The organism is Modestobacter sp. VKM Ac-2979 (assembly GCF_026967995.1).
Taxonomy (GTDB): domain Bacteria; phylum Actinomycetota; class Actinomycetes; order Mycobacteriales; family Geodermatophilaceae; genus Modestobacter.
In genome coordinates this window covers 346,975-368,355 of sequence record NZ_JAPVBO010000003.1, presented here as the reverse complement: position 1 = coordinate 368,355, position 21,381 = coordinate 346,975, and the positions used below count along the sequence as shown (strand labels likewise).

Annotated in this window: 21 protein-coding genes; 13 read left to right on the top strand and 8 right to left on the bottom strand. The window is 73.4% G+C overall.

Going from position 1 to position 21,381, the window contains the following annotated elements:
* The first annotated feature begins 99 nt into the window (after positions 1–99).
* Together O2W15_RS10585 and O2W15_RS10580 are read left to right on the top strand one after the other, a co-directional pair.
* The gene (locus O2W15_RS10585) at positions 100–831 is read left to right on the top strand and encodes an HAD family hydrolase (RefSeq protein WP_269165403.1); all 732 of its coding nucleotides are present in this window, start codon (positions 100–102) and stop codon (positions 829–831) included.
* Complete coding sequence (locus tag O2W15_RS10580) at positions 828–3,200, top strand: glycoside hydrolase family 65 protein (protein ID WP_269179390.1); 2,373 nt, start codon at positions 828–830, stop codon at positions 3,198–3,200. The genes O2W15_RS10585 and O2W15_RS10580 overlap by 4 nt, the downstream gene beginning before the upstream one ends.
* 49 nt (positions 3,201–3,249) lie before the next feature.
* Here O2W15_RS10580 and O2W15_RS10575 read toward each other — a convergent pair whose 3' ends face one another.
* Positions 3,250–3,969: a M50 family metallopeptidase gene (locus O2W15_RS10575; protein ID WP_269179389.1), complete on the bottom strand. Its 720-nt coding sequence runs from the start codon at positions 3,967–3,969 to the stop codon at positions 3,250–3,252.
* Between the two features lie 108 nt (positions 3,970–4,077).
* Here O2W15_RS10575 and O2W15_RS10570 point away from each other — a divergent pair, with 108 nt between their 5' ends.
* Complete coding sequence (locus tag O2W15_RS10570) at positions 4,078–4,734, top strand: antibiotic biosynthesis monooxygenase (RefSeq protein ID WP_269179388.1); 657 nt, start codon at positions 4,078–4,080, stop codon at positions 4,732–4,734.
* Positions 4,735–4,740: 6 nt separating this feature from the next.
* Here O2W15_RS10570 and O2W15_RS10565 read toward each other — a convergent pair whose 3' ends face one another.
* Positions 4,741–5,412 (bottom strand): response regulator, encoded by a 672-nt coding sequence (locus tag O2W15_RS10565; protein WP_269179387.1) that lies wholly within the window; start codon positions 5,410–5,412, stop codon positions 4,741–4,743.
* Positions 5,409–6,704, bottom strand: coding sequence for a histidine kinase (locus O2W15_RS10560; protein ID WP_269165408.1), 1,296 nt, complete (start codon positions 6,702–6,704; stop codon positions 5,409–5,411). The genes O2W15_RS10565 and O2W15_RS10560 overlap by 4 nt, the downstream gene beginning before the upstream one ends.
* A gap of 138 nt (positions 6,705–6,842) precedes the next feature.
* Between O2W15_RS10560 and O2W15_RS10555 the strand changes: the two genes are divergently transcribed.
* The 3 genes from O2W15_RS10555 to O2W15_RS10545 all read left to right on the top strand — a co-directional run bounded on the left by O2W15_RS10555 (position 6,843) and on the right by O2W15_RS10545 (position 9,011).
* Positions 6,843–7,748, top strand: coding sequence for an ABC transporter ATP-binding protein (locus O2W15_RS10555; protein ID WP_269179386.1), 906 nt, complete (start codon positions 6,843–6,845; stop codon positions 7,746–7,748).
* Positions 7,745–8,530 (top strand): hypothetical protein, encoded by a 786-nt coding sequence (locus O2W15_RS10550; protein ID WP_269179385.1) that lies wholly within the window; start codon positions 7,745–7,747, stop codon positions 8,528–8,530. The genes O2W15_RS10555 and O2W15_RS10550 overlap by 4 nt, the downstream gene beginning before the upstream one ends.
* 97 nt (positions 8,531–8,627) lie before the next feature.
* Positions 8,628–9,011 (top strand): VOC family protein, encoded by a 384-nt coding sequence (locus tag O2W15_RS10545; protein ID WP_269165411.1) that lies wholly within the window; start codon positions 8,628–8,630, stop codon positions 9,009–9,011.
* Between the two features lie 27 nt (positions 9,012–9,038).
* Here the strand turns inward: O2W15_RS10545 and O2W15_RS10540 are convergent, their stop codons facing one another.
* Positions 9,039–10,829: a glycoside hydrolase family 15 protein gene (locus tag O2W15_RS10540; protein WP_269179384.1), complete on the bottom strand. Its 1,791-nt coding sequence runs from the start codon at positions 10,827–10,829 to the stop codon at positions 9,039–9,041.
* 331 nt (positions 10,830–11,160) lie between these two features.
* Between O2W15_RS10540 and O2W15_RS10535 the strand changes: the two genes are divergently transcribed.
* From O2W15_RS10535 to O2W15_RS10525, 3 genes are all read left to right on the top strand, one after another.
* Positions 11,161–11,715 (top strand): isochorismatase family protein, encoded by a 555-nt coding sequence (locus tag O2W15_RS10535; protein WP_269179383.1) that lies wholly within the window; start codon positions 11,161–11,163, stop codon positions 11,713–11,715.
* 68 nt (positions 11,716–11,783) lie between these two features.
* Complete coding sequence (locus O2W15_RS10530; RefSeq protein WP_269179382.1) at positions 11,784–12,632, top strand: ArsR/SmtB family transcription factor; 849 nt, start codon at positions 11,784–11,786, stop codon at positions 12,630–12,632.
* A gap of 8 nt (positions 12,633–12,640) precedes the next feature.
* Complete coding sequence (locus O2W15_RS10525; protein WP_269179381.1) at positions 12,641–13,252, top strand: maleylpyruvate isomerase family mycothiol-dependent enzyme; 612 nt, start codon at positions 12,641–12,643, stop codon at positions 13,250–13,252.
* A 623-nt stretch (positions 13,253–13,875) separates the two neighbouring features.
* Here the strand turns inward: O2W15_RS10525 and O2W15_RS10520 are convergent.
* Positions 13,876–14,274 (bottom strand): hypothetical protein, encoded by a 399-nt coding sequence (locus O2W15_RS10520; protein WP_269165417.1) that lies wholly within the window; start codon positions 14,272–14,274, stop codon positions 13,876–13,878.
* A gap of 128 nt (positions 14,275–14,402) precedes the next feature.
* On the opposite strand from O2W15_RS10520, the gene O2W15_RS10515 reads away from it, so the two are divergent.
* From O2W15_RS10515 to O2W15_RS10500, 4 genes are all read left to right on the top strand, one after another.
* Positions 14,403–15,179 (top strand): glycerophosphodiester phosphodiesterase, encoded by a 777-nt coding sequence (locus O2W15_RS10515; protein ID WP_269165418.1) that lies wholly within the window; start codon positions 14,403–14,405, stop codon positions 15,177–15,179.
* 103 nt (positions 15,180–15,282) lie between these two features.
* Entirely contained in the window at positions 15,283–16,656 is a 1,374-nt protein-coding gene (locus O2W15_RS10510; RefSeq protein WP_269179380.1) for an MFS transporter, read from the top strand.
* The gene (locus tag O2W15_RS10505; protein ID WP_269179379.1) at positions 16,653–17,420 is read left to right on the top strand and encodes a thymidine kinase; all 768 of its coding nucleotides are present in this window, start codon (positions 16,653–16,655) and stop codon (positions 17,418–17,420) included. The genes O2W15_RS10510 and O2W15_RS10505 overlap by 4 nt, the downstream gene beginning before the upstream one ends.
* A gap of 184 nt (positions 17,421–17,604) precedes the next feature.
* Positions 17,605–17,949, top strand: a complete 345-nt coding sequence (locus tag O2W15_RS10500) for an RNA polymerase-binding protein RbpA (RefSeq protein WP_036332628.1) — start codon at positions 17,605–17,607, stop codon at positions 17,947–17,949.
* 91 nt (positions 17,950–18,040) lie between these two features.
* Here the strand turns inward: O2W15_RS10500 and O2W15_RS10495 are convergent, their stop codons facing one another.
* From O2W15_RS10495 to lnt, 3 genes are read right to left on the bottom strand one after another with little or no spacing between them, the layout of a single operon-like run.
* On the bottom strand, positions 18,041–18,568 hold the full coding sequence (locus tag O2W15_RS10495; protein ID WP_036332630.1) for an FxsA family protein: 528 nt from the start codon (positions 18,566–18,568) through the stop codon (positions 18,041–18,043).
* Between the two features lie 36 nt (positions 18,569–18,604).
* Entirely contained in the window at positions 18,605–19,408 is an 804-nt protein-coding gene (locus O2W15_RS10490; protein WP_269179378.1) for a polyprenol monophosphomannose synthase, read from the bottom strand.
* Positions 19,405–21,036 carry an apolipoprotein N-acyltransferase gene (gene lnt / locus O2W15_RS10485; RefSeq protein ID WP_269179377.1) on the bottom strand — a complete coding sequence of 544 codons (1,632 nt, stop codon included), beginning with the start codon at positions 21,034–21,036 and terminating at the stop codon, positions 19,405–19,407. Before lnt ends, O2W15_RS10490 begins: the two co-directional genes overlap by 4 nt.
* Between the last annotated feature and the right edge of the window lie 345 nt (positions 21,037–21,381).

The window sequence follows — 21,381 nt, the reverse complement described above, 5'->3', positions numbered from 1 at the left end:
GGCCGCGTCCCCGGCCACCGCACCCTCCGGGCACAGCTCAGCAACGGGGGTGGGGCTCCCGAGAGGTCGTGTGGATCATCTCGCCGTAGCGTGTCGGGCGTGCTGGGACTCCCTGACGACATCCGGGCCTGTTTGTTCGACCTCGACGGGGTCCTGACGCAGACGGCCAAGGTCCACCAGGCTGCCTGGAAACGGACCTTCGACGAGTTCCTGCTCAGCCGCGACCCGGGGGCGGCGGAGTTCAGCCCTGACGACTACAACCGGTACGTCGACGGCAAGCCGCGCAAGGACGGCGTCCGTGACTTCCTGACCAGCCGGGGGATCACCCTGCCCGAGGGCAGCGACGACGACCTCGCCGACGCGTCCACCGTGGCCGGCGTCGCGACGCGGAAGAACCAGCTGATCATGGCCGAGCTGGACGAGCACGGCGTGCAGGTCTACGAGGGCTCGATGAGGTACCTGCGGGCGGCGCGGGACGCCGGCCTGGCCACCGCCGTCGTCACGGCGTCGGCCAACGGGGAGCACGTGGTCGCGGTCGCCGGGTTCGCCGACCTCATCGACGTCCGGGTCGACGGCGTGGTCGCCGCCACCGAGGGGCTGCGCGGCAAGCCGGCCCCGGACACCTTCCTGGCCGGTGCGCGGGCCCTCGGCGTCGAGCCGGCGCAGGCCGCGGTCTTCGAGGACGCCCTGTCCGGGGTCGCCGCCGGGCGGGCCGGTGACTTCGGCTACGTCGTCGGGGTCGACCGGGTGGGCCAGGCCGACGGGCTGCGCGAGCAGGGCGCCGACGTCGTCGTCACCGACCTGGACCAGCTGCTGGGGGAGACCCCGTGACGGAGGGGCGCGCGCACTTCCTGATCGAGCCCTGGTCACTGACCGAGGTCGGCGTCGACCTTGCCTCCCTGGGGGTCAACGAGTCGGTGTTCGCCCTGGCCAACGGGCACATCGGGATGCGCGGCACGCTCGACGAGGGCGAACCGGTCATCGTCCCCGGCACCTACCTCAACGGCTTCTTCGAGGAACGGCCGATGCCCTACGCCGAGGCCGGCTACGGCTTCCCGGAGCAGGGCCAGACCGTGGTCAACGTGACCGACGGCAAGCTGATCCGGCTGCTGGTCGGGGACACCCCGCTGGACCTGCAGTACGGCGACGTCATCGACCACCGCCGGACGCTGGACCTGCGCAACGGGCTGCTGCGCCGCACCACCGAGTGGCGGGGCCCCAGCGGGCGTCAGGTGCGGGTCACCAGCACCCGGCTGGTCTCGCTGACCCGGCGGTCGATCGCCGCCGTCGAGTACACCGTCGAGTGCACCGACGACCAGGGCGACCTCTACATCGCGCTGCAGTCGGACCTGCTGGCCAACGAGTTCGTGACGACGTCCCAGTCCGGCGACCCCCGCGCCGCCTCGGCGATGACCCGGCCGCTGCAGTCGGAGCTGCACGTGGGTCGCGGCCGGCACGCCGTCCTGGTGCACCAGACCACCCGCAGCCGGCTGCGGATGGCCGCCGGGATGGACCACGAGGTCGACGTCCCCGACTCGGCGACCGAGGACCTGGAGGTCTCCCCGGACCTCGCCCGCTACACCCTGGCCGCCCGGCTGCCGGCCGGCTCGAAGCTGCGGCTGGTGAAGTACCTCGCCTACGGCTGGTCCAGCCGCCGCTCGTCGGCCGCCGTCCGGGACCAGGTGGAGGGGGCGCTGGCCACGGCGAAGCTGGCCGGCTGGAACCGGCTGGTGCGGGAACAGCGGGAGCTGCTGGACCGGCACTGGGACGAGGCCGACGTCGAGGTGGAGGGCGACGACGAGCTCCAGCAGGCGGTGCGGGTCGGCATGTTCCACGTCCTGCAGGCGGGCCTGCGCGCCGAGCGGCAGCCGATCCCGGCCAAGGGGCTGACCGGTGACGGCTACGACGGGCACACGTTCTGGGACACCGAGACCTACGTGCTGCCCGTGCTCACCTACACCGCGCCCGGAGCCGTGCGCGATGCGCTGCTGTGGCGGCACTCCACCCTGGACCTGGCCCGCGAACGGGCCCGCGTGCTCGGCCACACCGGTGCCGCGTTCCCGTGGCGGACCATCCGCGGGGAGGAGACGTCGGGCTACTGGCCGGCCGGGACGGCGGCCTTCCACATCAACGCCGACATCGCCGACGCCGTCGCCCGCTACACCGCGGCCACCCTGGACGACGAGTTCGACCGCGACTACGGCACCGAGCTGCTGGTCGAGACGGCCCGGCTGTGGGCCTCGCTCGGGCACTTCGACGACGGCCGCGGCTTCCGGATCGACGGCGTCACCGGGCCCGACGAGTACACCGCCGTCGTGGACAACAACGTCTACACGAACCTGATGGCGCAGCGGAACCTGCGGGAGGCGGTCGCGGCCGCCCACCGTCAGCCCCAGACCGCGGCGCGGCTGCAGGTGGGCGAGGACGAGCTGGAGCTGTGGGCCCGTGCCGCGGACGGCATGCGGGTGCCGTTCAACGCCGACCTCGGGGTGCACGAGCAGTCCGAGGGGTTCACCCACCACGAGGAGTGGGACTACGAGGGCACCCGGCCCGACCAGTACCCGCTGCTGCTGCACTTCCCCTACTTCGACATCTACCGCAAGCAGGTCGTCAAGCAGGCCGACCTGGTGATGGCCCTGCACCTGCGGGGGGACGCCTTCACGCTCGAGGAGAAGATCGCCGACTTCGCCTACTACGAGGCGCGGACGGTGCGGGACTCCTCCCTGTCGGCGTCGGTGCAGGCGGTGATCGCCGCCGAGACCGGACACCTGGAGCTCGCGCACGACTACTGGGGCGAGGCGGCCCTGACCGACCTGCAGAACCTGCACGGCAACAGCGGGCACGGGCTGCACATCGCCTCGCTGGCCGGGGGCTGGATGGTCGCGGTCGCCGGGTTCGGCGGGATGCGCGACCACGGCGGCCGCCTGACCTTCGCGCCGCGGTTGCCCAGCCGGATCCGCCGGCTGCGCTTCCGGGTGGTGTTCCAGGGGAACTGCCTGTCGGTCACGGTGACCCCGGAGAAGGCCAGCTACCGGCTGGTCTACGGCGAGGGACCGCTGGAGACCGCGCACCACGGGGAGCCGATCGTGGTCACCGCCGAGACCGTGGAGCGGGAGATCCCGCCGCCGCCCGTCGTCGACCCGGTGCGCCAGCCGCCGCACGCCGCCCCCCGCCGCCGCAACCGCCCCACCAGCGACTGACGGAGGACCCCAGTCACCACCGAAATGGCCATTCTGGTGGTGACTGGGGTCAGAGGAGGGCGGTGTCGCGGAGGAGCCACCAGCCGCCGAGGAGCAGGGCGCCACCGTCGACCAGCAGGAAGACGGCGACCCAGACGATCCCCGGCAGCCCGGTGAGCCGGGCCAGCTGGTCGGCGTCGGAGTCCCGGGCCGCACCCGAGCGGCGCTTGGCCTGGAGCTCCAGGACGGTCTTCGGCGCCGCCAGCAGCAGGAACCAGGTGACGCCGGCGGCGAACGCCGACTGCCCCGCCGCGGGCAGCCACCAGGTGGCGGCGAAGACCAGGGTGCCGGTGACGAGCACCGACCACAGGCCGTACCAGTTGCGGATCTGCACCAGCAGCAGGGCCAGCAGCAGCAACAGCGCCCACAGCAGGCCGATCGCGAACCCGGCGGCCAGCAGCGCCGCCGCACCCAGCCCGAACAGTCCGGGGCCGGTGTAGCCCGCGGCTGCGGTCAGCACCATGCCGGGGCCGCGAGGCCGGCCGGCCGACACGGTGACCCCGGAGGTGTCGGAGTGCAGGCGGATGCCGGCCAGCCGTCGGCCGGTGACCAGGGCGGCCAGGCCGTGCGCCCCCTCGTGCGCGATCGTCACCGAGTGCCGGGCCCGCTGCCACAGGGTGGGGGAGAGGACCAGCGCAGCGGCGAGCGCCGCGGTCAGGACGAGCAGCCAGAGCGGCAGCGGGGGAGAGGTCGCGGAGACCTGCTCCCAGAGCGAGCTGACGACGTCCACCCGGGCATCGTCGCCAGTGGACCTGTGCGTGGGGTCAGCGCCACGCCGCTGGACGCCCGGTGACCGACCCGACATCTGCGCGACATCCGCGGCAGGGATGCTGTGGTCATGGAGAGCACTGTCCCGGTGCCGGCGCTCGCGGAGACCCCGCAGCTGCCGGTGACCGTCTCCTTCACCCGGCGGGCCGACCCGGCCCACACGGTGGAGATGACCGCCTGGATCCGGGCGGGACTGACGATGGCCGAGAACTTCCCCGGGTTCCTCGGCGGTGGCTGGGTCCGCCCACGCCACGACGCCGACGAGTGGCACATGCTGTGCCGCTTCGACTCACCGGCGACGATGGCGGCCTGGGAGGCCAGCTCGGAGCGACGCTGGTGGCTGGGGTCGGCCCAGGGGCTGGCCGAGGTCACCCGCACCGAGCGGCGCACCGGCATCGAGGGCTGGTTCGACGCGCCGGCCGACGCGGCGACGGAGGTGCCCGCGTCCCTCGCGCCACCGCGGTGGAAGCAGGCGGTCACCATCTGGCTGGTCTTCTTCCCGCTCAACCTGCTGGCCACGGTCACCCTGGGTGCGCTGCTGACCGAGGTCCACGTCGTCCTCCGGGTGGCGGTGATGACGCTGACCCTCACCCCGGTGATGACCTACCTGCTGCTGCCCTGGATGACCCGGCGGCTGGGGTGGTGGCTCCGGAAGGACCCCGTCCCCCTCACCCCTCGCAAGCTCGGGGCGAGCCTCCGGACGGGGCCGAACTGGCGCGACCGCTGACCGGCGTCAGACGAGGTCGGCGTCGTGGGTGAGCAGGGCGATCTGGACCCGGTTGGCGACGTCCAGCTTGACCAGCAACCGGGAGACGTGCGCCTTCACCGTGGCCACGCTGAGGTACAGCTCCGCGCCGATCTGGGCGTTGGACAGCCCGCGCCCGACGGCGAGCGCCACCTCCTGCTCCCGGTCGCTGAGCAGGGCGAGCCGTGTCCGGGCACGGGTCTGCCGGTCCGCGACCGGGCCGGCCGGCTGCACCGCCGAGACGTGCGCGATGAGCTGACGGGTCACGGTGGGGGAGAGCATCGGCTCGCCGGCCGCCACCCGGCGCACGGCCTCCAGGATCGCGACCGGTGGGGTGTCCTTGAGCAGGAACCCGCTGGCCCCCGCGCGCAGCGCCCGGAGCACCTGGTCGTCGGCGTCGAAGGTGGTCAGCACGATCACCTCGGGGGCATCCGGCGTGGCCTGCAGCAGCTCGGTGGCCGTCAGGCCGTCGGTGCGCGGCATCCGGATGTCCATCAGGACGACGTCCGGGGCGCTGGCCGCCACGGCGGCCGGCACCTCGTCGCCGTCGGTGGCCTCGCCGACGAGCTCCAGGTCCACCGCCCCGCCGAGCACCATGGCCAGCGCCGCGCGCACCAGCGGGTCGTCGTCCACGACGAGGACCCGGACCGGTTCCCTCACGCCGGCTCCGGCCAGGGCAGCTCGGCGCGCAGCCGGAACTCCCCGTCGGGTGTCCAGCCGTGCTCCAGGTGCCCACCGCCCAGGCTGACCCGCTCCAGCAGGCCCACCAGCCCGGTGCCGGCGCTGGGCAGCGGCGCGGAGTGCTCCCCGCCGGCCGGCGGCGGGTTGCGCACCTCCACGGTGAGGCCCGTGCCCGGGCCCCCGGAGACGACGACGGCGGCCACCGTGCCCGGCGCGTGCTTGCGCACGTTGGTCAGGCCCTCCTGGACGACGCGGTAGGCGTTGCGCCCGGTGGCCGCCGGGGCCGAGCCGAGCTCGGGCACCCGGTACTCGGCCCGCACCCGGACCCCGGCCCGCCGGCACTCCTCGATCAGCGCGGGCAGGTCGGCCAGCCTCGGCTGCGGGCGGGTGCTCGGGTCGCCGTCCCCGCCGTCGCGGAGCACCCCGATGACCTCCCGGAGGTCCTCCAGCGCCTGCCGGGCACTGGCCCGGACCACGCCGGCGGCCTGGGCGACCTCGGCCGCGGGGGCATCGGGGCGGAACTCCAGCGCCCCGGCGTGCATGCTCAGCAGGGACAGCCGGTGGGCCAGCACGTCGTGCATCTCACGGGCGATCCGGGTGCGCTCCAGGTGCCGGGCCTGTTCCACCCGCAGCTGCTGCTCGTCCTCCGCGCGCACCGCGCGCTCACGCAGCTGCATCACCAGCTGGCGGCGGGCACGCACGAACAGACCAGAGGCCACCACGGCGGCGAGCAACACGACGCCGAACCCGAGGAACAGCGGCAACGGCATGCCCTCGGTCGGCCGCAGCAGGCAGTAGGCGACGAAGGACACGACGTTCAACCCGGCCAGGACCAACACCGCCGGGAGCCGGCGGTGCACGGCGACCGTGAAGAGCGCGATCAGCACCGCCGCGCCGCTCATGTCGGAGAAGCTGCCGATCACCGCCAGCGCCACGGCGACGCCGACCGGCCACCGGCGCCGCCACCACAACAGCAGGCAACCGATGGACCCGGCCAGGACGTCGGCAGCGATCAGCGCATCGGGGTGCGGGCCCGGTTCGCTCAGCGTGATGCCAACGACGACCATGCCGAAGGCGATGGAGAAGAGGAACGCCGCGACGTCGACCGCCCAGTCACGGACCGAGCGGCGGACCCGGCGGCGCCCGCCCGTGCCGGACGTGGTGTCCGGGCTCCGCTCAGGCGCAGCACCCGGGTCGCCCAGCAGCTGGGCCGGCACCAGCGAGGGGTGTTCCACGCCGGGGGCGGACCCCGGTCCCGTCGCCACGCTCACAGGAGGAGGCTACGGACGACCGTCGGTCCCTGGAACAGACCAAGGTCTACGTCTGCGGCGCCGGGAGCCGGGGAGCGCGGGTGATCACCTACTTCTGGCCGATGCGCGGAGCCGATCGGACGGAGCAGGGTCTGCACCATGATCACGATCGAACACCTGACGAAGGCGTACGGCGGGCAGCTCGCCGTCGCCGACGTCTCCTTCTCCTGTCCGCCGGGCACCGTCACCGGCTTCCTCGGCCCCAACGGTGCCGGCAAGTCCACCACGATGCGCGCACTGGTCGGGTTGGCCGAGCCGACCAGCGGCACCGCGACCGTCGGCGGGCGCCGGTACCGCGACCTGCCCAACGCCGGCCGCTCGGTGGGCGTGCTGCTCGACGCCGGCGCCCAGCACGGTGGGCGCACCGGGCGGGAGGTGCTCATCCTGGCCTCCCGGGTCCTCGGCGTCGACCGGCGCCAGGTGGACGAGGCGCTGGAGCGGGTCGGCCTGGCCGGGCGGCCGGCCGGAAAGCGCGTCGGCCAGTACTCACTCGGGATGCGGCAGCGGCTGGGCCTGGCGACCGCGCTGCTCGGCGACCCGCAGGTGCTGGTGCTCGACGAGCCGGCGAACGGGCTGGACCCGGAGGGCATCTTCTGGATGCGCGGGCTGCTGCGCGACTTCGCCGACCGCGGCGGCACCGTGCTCCTCTCCTCCCACCTGCTGCACGAGGTGGAGGCGGTCGCCGACCAGCTGGTGGTCATCTCCGGCGGGCGGATCGTCGCGCAGGGCAGCAAGTCCGAGCTGCTGGCCGGCACCGGCGGCACCCTGGTGCGCGGTCCGGACCGGGCCCTGCTGGCCAAGGCGCTGGAGGCGGCCGGCATCGGCGTCTCAGCCGGACCGGACGACGCCCTGGTGGCCGACGCCGAGGCCCTCGCCGTCGGGCAGGCGGTGGCCGCGGCGGGCGTCGTGCTCACCGAACTGCGGGCCGCCGGGGGAGCGGGGCTGGAGGACCTCTTCCGTTCCCTCACCGGTTCCTCCCACGAGGTACAGGAGGTGCAGGCATGAGCACCGCGACCCTCACCCCCGACCAGCCGCGCACGCTGGTGGACCACCCGGCGCCGTCCCTGCTCCAGCTGGTGCGGGTGGAGCTGCGCAAGTCCTACGACACCCGCGCCGGGCGGTGGCTGCTGATCGTCATCGGCCTGGCCGTGCTCGCGGTGGTGGCGATCTCCCTGTTCGTCGAGGACGCGCCCAAGCGGTTCACCGACCACTTCGGGATCACCCAGCTGCCGATCAGCATCCTGCTCCCGGTGCTGGGCATCTTGCTGGTGACCAGCGAGTGGTCGCAGCGCACCGCGATGACGACGTTCACCCTGGTGCCACGCCGGTCCCGGGTGCTCGTCGCCAAGGTGCTCGCCGCCACGGTGCTGGCCGTGCTCGGCGTGGCCGTCGCGGCGCTGGCCGCGGTGGTCGCGACCGGGCTCACGCCGGTCTTCTCCGACTCGGCGCAGGACTGGGGCATCAGCGCCGCGCTGGTGGGCCAGGTGCTCGTCGTCCAGGTGGTGACCGTCCTGGCCGGTGTCGCGTTCGGCATGCTGCTGCTCAGCTCGCCGCTGGCGATCGTCCTGTACTTCGTGCTGCCGACGGTGTTCACCATCCTGGTGAACCTGGTGTCGGCGCTGGACTGGGTGCGCGACTGGCTGGACCTGTCGACGACCTCGATGCCGTTGTTCGAGGACGGGCTGGACGCGCAGGGCTGGCTGCAGTTCGGCACCTCGGCGGCGCTGTGGGTGGCGTTGCCGATGCTGCTCGGCTGGCTGCGCATCCTGCGGACCGAGGTCGCCTGATCCCCACCGGTCCGACCCGCCGCCCGTGCTCGCGGGCGGCGGGTCAGCCCCGTCCGGGTCCTGGACGCGCGCCGTCGGCGCAGGCCAGGCTGGGCGGATGCGATCCCGACAGGCCGGCATGTGGTGGGGAGCGGCGATCGAGGCGCCCGACCCGGCGGCGCTCGCCCGGTTCTACGCCGAGCTGCTGGAGTGGCCGATCGGGCACGAGGAACCCGGGACGACGGTGCTGGCCGCCCCTGGAGGCGCGGTCTTCGTGGTCTTCCAGCAGGCCGACGACTACCGGCCGCCGGTGTGGCCGCCGGCCGTGGGGGAGCAGCGGCCGATGATGCACCTCGACGTCCAGGTCGGGGACCTCGACGACGCGGTGGCCGAGGCGGTGGCCCTGGGCGCCACGCTCGCCCAGGACCAGCCGCAGCCGCACGTCCGGGTGTTGCTCGACCCGGCCGGGCACCCGTTCTGCCTGGTCCAGGACGACGGGTGACCGAGCCGAGCCGCGGGCCCGGTCCGCTCAGGCGTGCTCGCCGGGCATCCGCACCTGCCCGCTGAGGTGCCGGGCGGTGTTGACCAGGCCGACGTGGCTGAACGCCTGCGGGGTGTTGCCCAGGTGCCGGCCGGTCCGCGGGTCGTACTCCTCGCTCATCAGCCCGAGGTCGTTGCCCAGGCCCAGGAGCCGCTCGAACAGCTCCCGGGCCTCGGTGGTGCGACCGATGCCGTTGAGCGCGTCGGCGAGCCAGAAGCTGCACAGCAGGAACGGCGCCTCCTCACCCGGCAGTCCGTCGACCCGGCCGTCGGCGTGGGTGTGGTAGCGGAGCAGGAAGCCGTCGGAGGTGAGCTCGCGCTGCACCGCCTCCACGGTGCCCACGACCCGCTCGTCGTCCCAGGGCAGGAAGCCGACCTGGGGGATGAGCAGCAGCGCCGCGTCCAGCCCCTCGGAACCGTAGAACTGGGTGAACGTCCGGCGCTCGGCGTCGTAGCCCCGGGCGCAGACGTCGTCGTGGATCCGCTGACGCAGTTCCCGCCAGCGCTCGACCGGCCCGTCCAGCCCGTGCCGCTCCACCGCCTCGATCGCGCCGTTGACGCCGGCCCAGGCCAGCACCTTGGAGTGCACGAAGTGCCGGGGCTCGCCGCGCACCTCCCAGAGGCTGCTGTCCGGGGTCTCCCAGATGTCCTCCAGGTAGGCCAGCAGCTCCTTCTGCACCGCCCAGGCGTCCGCGGTGGGGGAGAGGCCCGACTCGCGGGCCAGGTGCAGCCCGTCGAGCGTCTCGCCCCAGACGTCGAGCTGGAACTGCCCGGCGGCGGCGTTGCCCACCCGCACCGGGGCCGAGCCCTCATAGCCCGGGAGCCACGGCAGCTCGTACTCCGGGATCCGGCGGGAGCCGTCCAGCGCGTACATGATCCGCAGGTCGGCGGGGTCACCGGCGACGGCGCGGAGCAGCCAGTCCCGCCAGGCCCGTGCCTCCTCGAGGTACCCCGTGCCGAGCAGGGCCTGCAGGGTGAACGTCGCGTCGCGCAGCCAGCAGTACCGGTAGTCCCAGTTGCGGCTGCCGCCGAGCTCCTCGGGCAGTGAGGTGGTCGCGGCGGCGACGATCCCGCCGGTGGGCCGATACGTCAGCGCCTTGAGGGTGATCAGCGAGCGGCGGACCGCCGGCCCCCACTCCCCGTCGTAGCTGCAGTGACCGATCCACTCGGCCCAGAACTCCTCGGTGCTCGTCAGCGCCTCCTCGGCATCGACCGGCTTCGGCCGAGGCAGGTGCGAGGCGTGGTGGGTGAGCACGAACGGGACCCGCTCACCAGCGGCGACCTCGAACTCGGCCGCGGTGGTGTGGTCCTGTCCGTGCAGGTGGACCGGCGTGGTGAGCGAGACGGCGTCCGGGCCGGCGACGGCGACCAGGTCGCCGTCCACCGAACGCACCCAGGGCACCAGGTGGCCGTAGTCGAACCGGAGCACCAGGTCCAGCCGCATCGGCACGTGGCCGGACACGCCCTCGACGATGCGGACGACATCGGGGCTCTCGCCCCGTGGCGGCATGAAGTCGATGACCCGGACCGTCCCGGTCGGGGTCTCCCACTCGGTCTCCAGCACCAGGGAGTCACCCCGGTACTGCCGGCTGGTGCAGGTGCCGGCTCCGGCCGGCGCGAGCTGCCACCGGCCGTTGCGCTCGTCGCCCAGCAGCGCGGCGAAGCAGGCAGCGGAGTCGAAGGACGGCAGGCACAGCCAGTCGATCGAGCCGTCCTTGCCGACCAGCGCAGCGGTCTGCAGGTCCCCGATCAGTCCGTAGTCCTCGATCCTGCTCGGCACGGGTGGTTCCTCTCGAGTGGGTCGACCGCGGCCCAGCCGCGGGTGGCACGCGAAAGGCGCCCTGCGCCCCCTACCGACCAGCCTCTCGGCGCAAACCCCTCACTCACTCGTTCGACCGTTATCCCCAACAAACAGACCTTCTAGAGCAGGGAAGGACCAGCTCCAACAGGGGAGGGGTCGACCCGGTCCCTGGCCGCGCGGGCAAGGACCGGGTCGACCATTGGGCTGGACGTGTGCGTTCCACCCGGCGTCGAACGGGGGCCTTCCTGTCGGTGGTCCGGTCTAGCGTTCGTGCTGTCGCACGAGCCGCTGACCAGCAGGGGAGACCGTCATGAGCACGCTGTCCGACCGCCCGCACACCGCACTCATCGTCATCGACGTCCAGCAGGGCGTGGTGGGGGAGGCGCCCCGCCGGGACGAGGTCGTCGGCAACATCGACGCCCTGGTCGAGAAGGCGCGCGGCGACGGGGTGCCGGTCGTCTGGGTGCAGCACTCCGACGAGGAACTGGTGCGGGGGAGTGACGAGTGGCAGTACGTCCCCGAGCTGGTGCGGGCGCAGTCCGAGCCGTTGGTGCACAAGTCCTACGGCGACTCGTTCGAGGGCACCGACCTCGAGGACGTGCTGGCCGACCTCCACGTGGGTCGCCTGGTCGTGGCGGGTGCAGAGTCCGATGCCTGCATCCGGTCGACGATCCACGGGGCCTTCACCCGGGGCTACGACGTCACGCTCGTCGGCGATGCCCACACCGCCGGCGACAAGAGCGCCTGGGGTGCGCCGCCCGCGGAGCAGGTCATCGCGCACACGAACCTCTACTGGCAGTTCCAGGCAGCGCCCGGTCGCACGGCCGGGGTGGTGGACACGCAGGACGTGACCTTCTCCGGCTGACGGGGTCGCGTCCGACCGCTGCTGCGAGCCGTTGACACATGCAGGCAACTACCTGCATGATCCTGGTCATGGACGCCGAGACGAGCGGGATGGACGCCGTCTTCAAGGCGCTCGCCGACCCGACCCGACGGCTGCTGCTCGACCGGCTGCGGGAGCGGAACGGCCAGACCCTCGGTGAGCTCTGTACGCACCTGGGCATGGCCCGGCAGTCGGCGACCCAACACCTCGACGTCCTGCACCGCGCCAACCTCGTCACCGTCGTCCGGCGGGGTCGGGAACGGCTGCACCACCTCAACCCGGTGCCGATCCACCAGGTCCAGGAGCGTTGGATCTCGGCCTTCGACCGGCCCCGGCTCTCCGTCATCAGCGCGATCACGCAGCAGGCAGAGGAGCAGGCCATGGCCACCAGCAGTACGAGCACAACCGCCGTCCCCGACTACGTGTACGTCACCTACATCCGCGCGAGCGCCGAGCAGGTGTGGCACGCGTTGACCGACGCCGACCTGACCGCCCGGTACTGGGGGCACGCCAACGTGTCCGACTGGCAGACCGGGTCGACCTGGGAGCACCGGCGCACCGACGGGTCGGAGAAGGTGGACGTCGCCGGGCGGGTGCTCGAGTCGGTGCCCCCGACCCGGCTGGTGATCACCTTCCAGGAGTCGGCGGCGGACGGCGACGAGGACCCGGTGGGGGAGCCGTCGGTCGTGACCTTCGCGGTCGAACCGCACGAGGGCATCGTCCGGCTCACCGTCACCCACGAGCGTCTCGCGGACCAGGCCAGCCACGACGGTGTCTCGCACGGGTGGCCCGCCGTGCTCGCCAACCTCAAGTCACTGCTGGAGACAGGCGAGGTGCTGCCGGCCGAGCCGTGGCAGATGACGCCGGTGCGTGGCGCTCGTGCGCACGCGGACGCCTGAGCGACGTCGTGACCGAGCTGAGCCAGCGTCCACTCGGAGTGGACGTCGCGCTGGCGGCCCGAGCCGGCCGCTACGCCTTGGACGAGGTCGGGGCGCTGGCCATCGGTGACCTGGACCGGCCGACGCCCTGTGCCGACTGGGACGTCCGGTCCGTGGTGGCGCACCTGGCGGACGTCGCCGATGCGCTCGCCGGCCTGCTCGCCACCGGTCGGCTGACCATGCCTCAGTCGCCGGCGCGGCCCGTCGATGGCCCGATGGTCGGCGCCCAGCGGCGGGTCCAGCAGCTGCTCGACCAGTTGCATGCAGCCGGCGAGCAGGGGAGCCACGGCCGCCCGGCGCCATGGGCGACCGAGGCCGCCCATGGTGCGGCCATCGAGTTCACCGTCCACGGCTGGGACGTCGCCGCCGCACGGGGCCGGGCGCAGCAGCTGCCGGCGGACCTCGCTGAGGACGTGCTGACCCTGGCCGGTGGACTGCTCGACGACTCGGCCCGCGGGACGTCGTTCGCCGCCCAGGTGACCTCCGGACCGGACGAGTCACCTGTCGAGCGCTTGGTCGCCTTCATGGGGAGGAACCCGGCGCCGTGGATCCGGTCGGGGCCTGTCGTCTCCACTACTTGACATAATGTCGATTATCGGCGCATAGGAAGAGGCTGGTCGGAGGGCGGTCCTGAGCCAGCTGACTGGTCCGAAGACGCAGCATGCGACGGCACGTCGTCACCACGGCGCCGACCACGTGACCGGCGCCGAGCCTCGTGGGTGCACGTCCGGTCTCTGTGCAGCCTGGTCGGCATCCTGACGCGTGCTGCACGAGTCTCGCGCCGATGGTCGGAATGCCATGTCGATCATCTAGAGCCTGCCGACAGATCCGACGATCTTGATGGGCTCTGGACATGGCGGACGTCGATCGCCGTCATCGACGGCCGCGACCACTCCAGGCCCAACTCCCCTGGTCCCGCTGGCCAGATGTGAATACGTCACTCTGACGGAATGACGCTGCTGCAGGGTCTCGGTCGTCCATGATCGCCAGTCCGCACGATCGCACTGCCGGCAGTGACACCTGAGCTTGCGGTCGTCCTCGTCGCCCGGCCGGGCGACGGCTCGCCGAGCGAGGTGTCAGTGGCCCGAGGTGAGCGACGCCCGCTCGAGGACCTGGGGACCGCTCCCCCCTGGACCGTGTGTGCCCACGTGATAAACGTCACTGTGACGCATTGGCAGCCAACCCTCGGTCGGCCGCCAACTCCTCAGCCGGCGGCCTTGCCGTTCAGCCAGAGCCGGTCGAGCCGACCGGTCGACCGCACCAGCTCGGCCAGGGACCGCTCGAGTTCGGCCTTGGTGGGCTTCTCAGTGAGGAGCGTCTGGACGTCCTCGATGGCGCAGCGCAGTTGGTACAGCCGGTCCTGGAGGCCGTCCAGCTCCGCCCGGGTCACCAGGACGACGTCCGCGGACAGTCCCGCCTTGGCCGTCGCCGACCGCTGCTCGTACGCCCGCTGCCGGCACGCCTGGCCGCAGTAGAGCCGGGGCCGGCCCACCGACTCCTGCGCCGGCAGGACGTTGCGGCACCAGCCGCAGCGTCGCTCTTCGCCCTCGGGACGCCGCGTCCGAGGGACCAGGCGGGCCTCGACGCCCTGCTCTACTGCCACGGCAGGGACGGTAGACGCCCCGCCCGCCCGTCCGCCGTGGACACGCCCGAGGCCCGTCCCGGCGGGCGGGCGCACCGCGACCTGGACCACCTCCGAGACGCCACGGACCACCGCACTAGCGTGGGGGCGTGCCGGGCTCGCGTTACGCCTTCCTCGACGGGCCGACCCCGGTGGCGATGGCCCACCGCGGTGGGGCCATCGAGCACCTGGAGAACACCCAACCGGCCTTCGAAGCGTGTGTGAAGCTGGGCTACCGGTACATCGAGACCGACGTCCGGGTCACCTACGACGGCGAGCTCGTGGTCTTCCACGACCCCACGCTGGACCGGGTCACCGACCGCACCGGCCGGGTCGACACCCTGCCCTGGCGGGAGGTGAGCACGGCGCTGATCGGTGGCCGTGAGCCGATCATGCGGCTGGAGGACCTGCTGGGCGCCTGGCCGGACGTCCGGTTCAACCTCGACATCAAGGCCGCCGGCGTGCTGGCGCCGCTGGTGCACAGCATCCGGCGGCTGAACGTCGAGGACCGAATCTGCCTCGGTTCCTTCTCCGACGCCCGCATCGCCGCGGCGCGACGGCTCTTCGGCCCGGACGTCTGCACCTCGCTGGGGCCCAAGGGCGTCGCCGCGCTCCGGTTGTCCTCCTACTCCCCGCGCGCCGCGGGGCTGGTCCGGATCCAGGCGGGGTGCGCGCAGGTGCCGCTGGCCCTGGGCGGCCGCCCGCTGGTCGACGAGCGGTTCATCGCCGCGGCACACGCCCGGAGCCTGCAGGTCCACGTCTGGACCGTCGACAGCGAGGCGGATGCCACCGAGATGCTCGACCTGGGCGTCGACGGCGTGATGACCGACCGGCCGGCCATGCTCCGCGACCTGCTGGTGTCCCGGGGGCAGTGGACCGGCGCGTGAGCGTCGCCCGCCAGGCGGCCGCGCACCGACCTGCCGTGCACGGCGCGCACGGGCAGTCGGGCCGGTGCTGGACCGCCGTCCCCGCGCCTGGCACCCTGCGCCGGTGAGCGCCGCCCCGCAGGTCCACCCAGCACCGCCGCCGCCCGACCGGGCGCTGCGCCGCGAGCGCGCCGGCTGGTACTCCTACGACTGGGCGATGTCGGTCTTCAACACCTCGGTGACGACCGTCTTCCTCGCGCCCTACCTCACCTCGATCGCCGAGGCGGCCGCCGACGCCGACGGCCGGATCCACCCGCTGGGCATCAGCGTCCCGCCGGGCAGCTGGTTCGGGTACGTGCTGTCGCTGTCGGTCGTGCTGCAGGTGCTCGTGCTGCCGATCACCGGGGCCATCGCCGACCGCAGCGGCGCCAAGCGCCAGCTGCTGGCCGCCTTCGCCGCTCTCGGCTCGCTGTGCACCATGTCGCTGTTCTTCGTCGCCGGTGAGCGCTACCTCCTGGGCGCTGCGCTGTTCATCGCGGCCAACCTCTCCTTCGGCGCGGCGACCGTCGTCTACTACTCCTGGCTGCCGGACCTGGCCGGGCCCGACGAGCGGGACGCGGTCTCCAGTCGCGGCTGGGCCTGCGGCTACCTGGGCGGGGCGCTGCTGCTGGCCGGCAACCTGGCGCTGTTCTCCCAGTACGAGGCGCTGGGCCTGACCGAGGGCGAGGCGGTGCGGATCTGCCTGGCCTCGGCCGGCATCTGGTGGGCCGGGTTCACCCTGGTCAGCGTCTCGCTGCTGCGCAACCGGCAGCCGCGCGAGTCCGGCGTGGCGGTGCCACCCGGGCAGGGGGCGCTCTCCGGTGGCTTCAAGCAGCTCGCCGCGACGCTGCGCGACCTGCGGCGGTACCGGCTCACCCTGTGGTTCCTCGGCGCCTACCTGCTGTTCAACGACGGCGTGCAGACGATCATCGGGGTGTCGGCGCAGTACGGCGCCGAGGAGCTCGACCTCGACCAGTCGACGCTGATCTCGGCGATCCTGCTGGTGCAGGTGGTCGCCTTCTTCGGCGCGATCGGGATGGGCCGGATCGCCATGGTGATCGGTGCCAAGCGCACGGTGCTGGGCAGCCTGGTGCTGTGGGTCGGCGTCCTGGTGGCGGCGTACTTCGTGCAGTCGGGCGCCGTCGTCCAGTTCTACCTGCTCGCCGTCTGCATCGGCTTCGTGCTCGGTGGCACCCAGGCGCTGTCCCGCTCGCTGTTCAGCCAGCTCATCCCGCCGGGCAAGGAGGCCGAGTACTTCGGCTTCTACGAGATCAGCGACCGTGGTACCAGCTGGCTCGGCCCGTTCCTGTTCGCCCTGACCTACCAGCTCACCGAGTCCTACCGGTACGCGATCTTCAGCCTCGTCTTCTTCTTCGTCGCCGGCGGCTGGCTGCTGGCCCGGCTGGACATGCGCCGCGCGATCGTCGAAGCCGGCAACACCCCTCCGGAGCGTCTGTGACCCCCACTCCCCCCGCCGGTCAGCTCGCCGCCCTCGACGCCTCGCTGGACGTCGTCCCGGCCGCCGGTGACCGACGTCGGCACCCGGCTCCCGCCCATCTGGTCTTCTTCCACGGACCGATGGACTGCGGGAAGTCCACCCTCGCCCTCCAGGTCGACCACAACCAGAGCCGGCAGGGCCGGCACGGGCTGCTGCTGACCCAGGGCGACCGCTCCGGCACCCCGCAGATCAGTTCCCGGGTCGGGCTGCAGCGGGCGGCGATCGAGCTGGACGCCGACACCGACGTCCGGCTGCTGGTGCGCGACCGCTGGGCCGCCGGGCAGCGGGTCGACTACCTGATCGTCGACGAGGCGCAGTTCCTCACCGGCGCCCAGGCCGAGCAGCTGGCCGAGCTGGTCGACGAGTCGCACGTCGACGTCTACGCGTTCGGGCTGACCACCGACTTCCGCACCCGGCTGTTCCCCGGCACCCAGCGGCTGTTCGAGCTGGCCGACGACGTGCAGCGGGTGCAGGTCGAGGTGCTCTGCTGGTGCGGCCTGCCCGGCCTGCTCAACGCCCGGGTGGTCGGTGGCGCCGTGGTGCGGGAGGGGGCCACGGTGGTGGTCGCCGACACCGCGCCGGCGCCGCAGCCGCCGGCGGCCGTCCCCGAGGTCGCGTCCGGTGGGGACGCCGCCGTCCGCTACCAGGTGCTGTGCCGGCGGCACTACTCCCGCGGCCAGCTGGGGCCGACGCCCACCGGACCGGGGCAGCTGGCGCTGCGCTGAGCTCACCCGTCAGGGTGGTTGAACGCTGAGACATCACCCCGTGCGATGATGTACGACTGACGACACGGAATCTCTTTCCTTCATCTGTCGTTGACCCCTGCGACACCCCGCACCGGATGCGTGAGCATGCGGTTGCCCGGGCAGTCCAGATCTGACCGACATCAGCACGAGAGGACGGTGTGCCATGGGCGAGCGTTCGCTTCGCGGGAGCCGACTGGGCAGCGTGAGCTATGAGACCGAGCGCAACACCGCGCCCATCGAGCGGCAGTACGCCGAGTACCGGTGTGCCCAGGGGCACCTCGTCACGGTGCCCTTCGCCGATGACGCCGAGCTCCCCGACACCTGGGAGTGCAAGTACGACGGTTCGGCCGCCAAGCTGGTCGGCGGCGCGGAGCCGGCCCCCAAGAAGGTCAAGCCGCCGCGTACGCACTGGGACATGCTCCTGGAGCGTCGTTCGGTCGACGACCTGGAGGAGGTCCTCGCCGAGCGGCTCGAGGTGCTCCGTGGTCGCCGGACCCGGGCGTCCTGAGCGTCTTCGACTCCAGCTCGCACTGAGCTGAGCTCGGCACGGCCCCGGTGGGAGTCCCCACCGGGGCCGTGCTGTGTCCGGGGGCGGGCCGTCAGGGGTCCGTGCGCTCCGGGGCGACCTCGCCCTCGATCACGCGGCTGGCCGGCCCGGCCCGGAACGGCTGGTCGGGGCCGGCGACCGGCTCGGTGCGGGTCGAGCGCACGTACACCGGGCCGCGCAGCCGGTCCGGCAGTCGCCGCAGCAGGCCGCGGGTGATGAGCGCGCGGGGCAGGGCGCGGGTGGCCGGCAGCAGGCACAGCAGGCCCAGCAGGTCACCCAGGAAGCCGGGCAGCACCATCAGCAGCCCGCCCAGGGCCACCAGGCCGGCATCGCCGAGGGCGCGACCGGGCGCCCGGTGCTCCTCGGCGCGCAGCCGCAGCTCCCCCAGCGCCTTGGTGCCCTGCCGGGCCAGCAGCGCCCAGCCCAGCGCGCTGGTGGCCAGGGTGGCGAGGATCGTCCAGCCCAGCCCGATCCAGGAGGCGACCAGGACGTAGACGACGACCTCGGCCAGGGCCCCCAACCCGATCGCCGTCCGCAGCCCCGACGACCTGCGTCGTGGGGCGGTGTGGCTGGTGGCCATGCGTTCTCCCTCCGCCCGCGGGGCGGTGGGTCCTCCCTAGCGGAGGACCCTGGACCGCCGCCCGTCCCGGGCTCGTGCTGGCACGGGACGGGTCACCCGGCCCGGCAGCCGATCGGCCAGCCGGTCCAGGATGCCCCACCAGGTCACCCGTACCAGTGCTTCTCCAACGATCGAACCGCTCATCTTGCTCCGCCCGGCTGTGCGTTCGCTGAAGGCGATCGGCACCTCGACCACCCGGGCACCGGCCCGGACCGCCCGCCAGGCCCAGTCGACCTGGAAGCAGTAGCCCTGACTGGCGACCGTGTCGAAGGGCAACCGGCGCACGAGCTCCATCCGGGCCGCCCGGAACCCGCCGGTGGCGTCGGCCAGCGGCAGCCGCAGCGCCCACCGGGTGTAGAGGTTGCCCAGCCGGGACAGCACCAGCCGGTGCGGCGGCCAGTCGAGCACCTCTCCCCCGGGCACGTACCGGGAGCCCAGCACCAGGTCGGCGTCGGCGAGGGCGGCCAGCAGCGCCGGGAGCCGCTCGGGCGGGTGGGAGCCGTCGGCGTCCATCTCGACCACCACCCCGTAGCCGTGCTGCTCGGCCCAGCGGAAGCCGGCGACGTAGGCCGGGCCCAATCCCGCCTTGGCGGTGCGGTGCAGCACGTGCACCCGCTCGTCGGCCGCGGCCCGGGCGTCGGCCAGCTCGCCGGTGCCGTCGGGCGAGGCGTCGTCGACGACGAGGGCGTGCGCGGTCGGCACCGCCGCGTGCAGCCGGTCCAGGACCGCCCCCAGGTTCCCGACCTCCTCGTAGGTCGGGACCACCACGAGCACCGGCCCGGGGGCCGCGGGGCCGGTCACCGGCCGCGCTCGGCCCGGCGGCGGGCCACGGCCGGGAACGCCACCGCCAGGACGGCGCCCACGCCCAGCGCCGTCAGCGCCCACTCCGGGGCCGCGCCCAGCCGTTCGGCGACGGTCGAGGAGTCCCGCTGGGCGATCTCCTCGACGAAGGTGTCGGCGGTGAACAGCTCCGAGCGCTGCACGAGGGAGCCGTCCGGGGCGACGACGGCACTGATCCCGCTGGTCGCCGCGACCACGACCGTGCGGCCGTACTCGACGGCCCGCAGCCGGCTCATCGCCAGCTGCTGCGCGCTCTCGTCGGTGTAGCCGAAGGTCGCGTTGTTGGTCTGCACGACCAGCATCCCGGCGCCGGCATCGACCACGTCGGAGACCAGCCCGTCGTAGGCGACCTCGAAGCAGATGACGTCGCCGACCCGCGCCCCGCCGACGTCCAGGATGCCGACCTCGGTGCCGTGCACGAAGTCGGTGACCCGGTCGACGAGCGGGCTGAAGAACCGGAAGAACGGCCGGGCCGGCACGTACTCCGCCAGCGGCACGGGGTGCCGCTTGACGTAGGTGTCCCCCGGGCCGGTCACCGGGTCCCAGACGATGGCCGTGTTCGCCACGTACTCTCCCGGCAGCTGCACCACCGCGCCCACCAGGATCGGCGCGTCGATGGCGACCGCCGCGCGGGTGATGACGCGGGCGGCGTCGGCGTTGCTGTACGGGTCGATGTCGGAGCTGTTCTCCGGCCAGATGACCAGGTCGGGCTGCGCGGCCTCACCGCGCTCGACGGCTGCGGCCAGCTCGAGCGTCTGGTTCGCGTGGTTGTCCAGCACCGCCCGCCGCTGGGCGTTGAAGTCCAGCCCGGCCCGCGGCACGTTGCCCTGGATGACCGCCACCGTCCGGTCGGGCCCGCCCGCGGTCAGCGACGACCCCGCCAGCGGCAGCTCCGCCAGCACCCCGACCAGGGGGACGGCGAGCGCACCGACGAGCGCGAGGGCCGCTCCGCGCCGTCCGGCTCGCCGCTCCCCGGTGCCGGGCCGGCGGGTGGCCCGGTGCAGGCCGACCAGGCCGGCGGCCAGCAGCGTGCCGGTCAGCGCGACGGCGAAGCCCACCAGCGGGACACCGCCGTAGGCCGCCAGCGCCGTGAACGGCCCGTCGGCCTGGCTGAACCCGAGCCGCCCCCACGGGAACCCGCCCAGCGGCTGACGGCCGCGCAGCGCCTCGGCGCCCACCCACAGCGCAGCCGCCCACAACGGCCAGGCGGGCAACCGGGAGGTGGCGGCCAGGGCGCCGCCGAGGAGGGCGAAGTACAGCGCCTCGAACACCGCCAGCGCCAGCCAGGGGAAGGCGCCGACGTAGATGCCGGTCCAGGACAGCAGGGGCACCAGGAAGACCAGGCCGAGCACCAGCCCCAGCCACGCCCCGCTGCGCGCCCGTTCGCCGCGGACGGCGAGGGCGAGGGCGGCCGGCCCGAGCACGGCCAGCCCGGACAGGTCGTGTCCGGGGAAGGCGAGGTACAGCGCCAGGCCACCGGCTGCGGCCACGCCGGTGCGCCAGGGCCACCGGCGACGGGGGGCCGGGGGCTCCACCGGGGTGCTCGAGGTGGCTGACTCCACCGTGCCGGTCGCCACCACTGCCGGCACCGCCGCCTTCGCGCTGGCCCGGGTCGGACCCGGGACGCCTCGGACCCGGCGTGCTGCGCGGACCCGGTCGTGGCACGGACGCCGCGACCACGTCCAGCATCCCACTCCTGGCGGTGCGACCGCCGCAGCTCTCCCCGCCCGGCGTCCGTCCCCGGGGCACCCCGCGCCTTCGGGCCGGGACACCGGCCGCTGGCTGCGGCCGCTGCTCCGTTGTCTGGTGACGCGGGGCCCCGCCGGAGCGGACGTCGGGAGTGGGACGTGCACCCTCGGGTCCGCGGCTCCCCCTCGGCCTGGCGGGGACACGCAGCCGGCGACGCGAGGTGCGTCACCGCACTGCGTCACCGA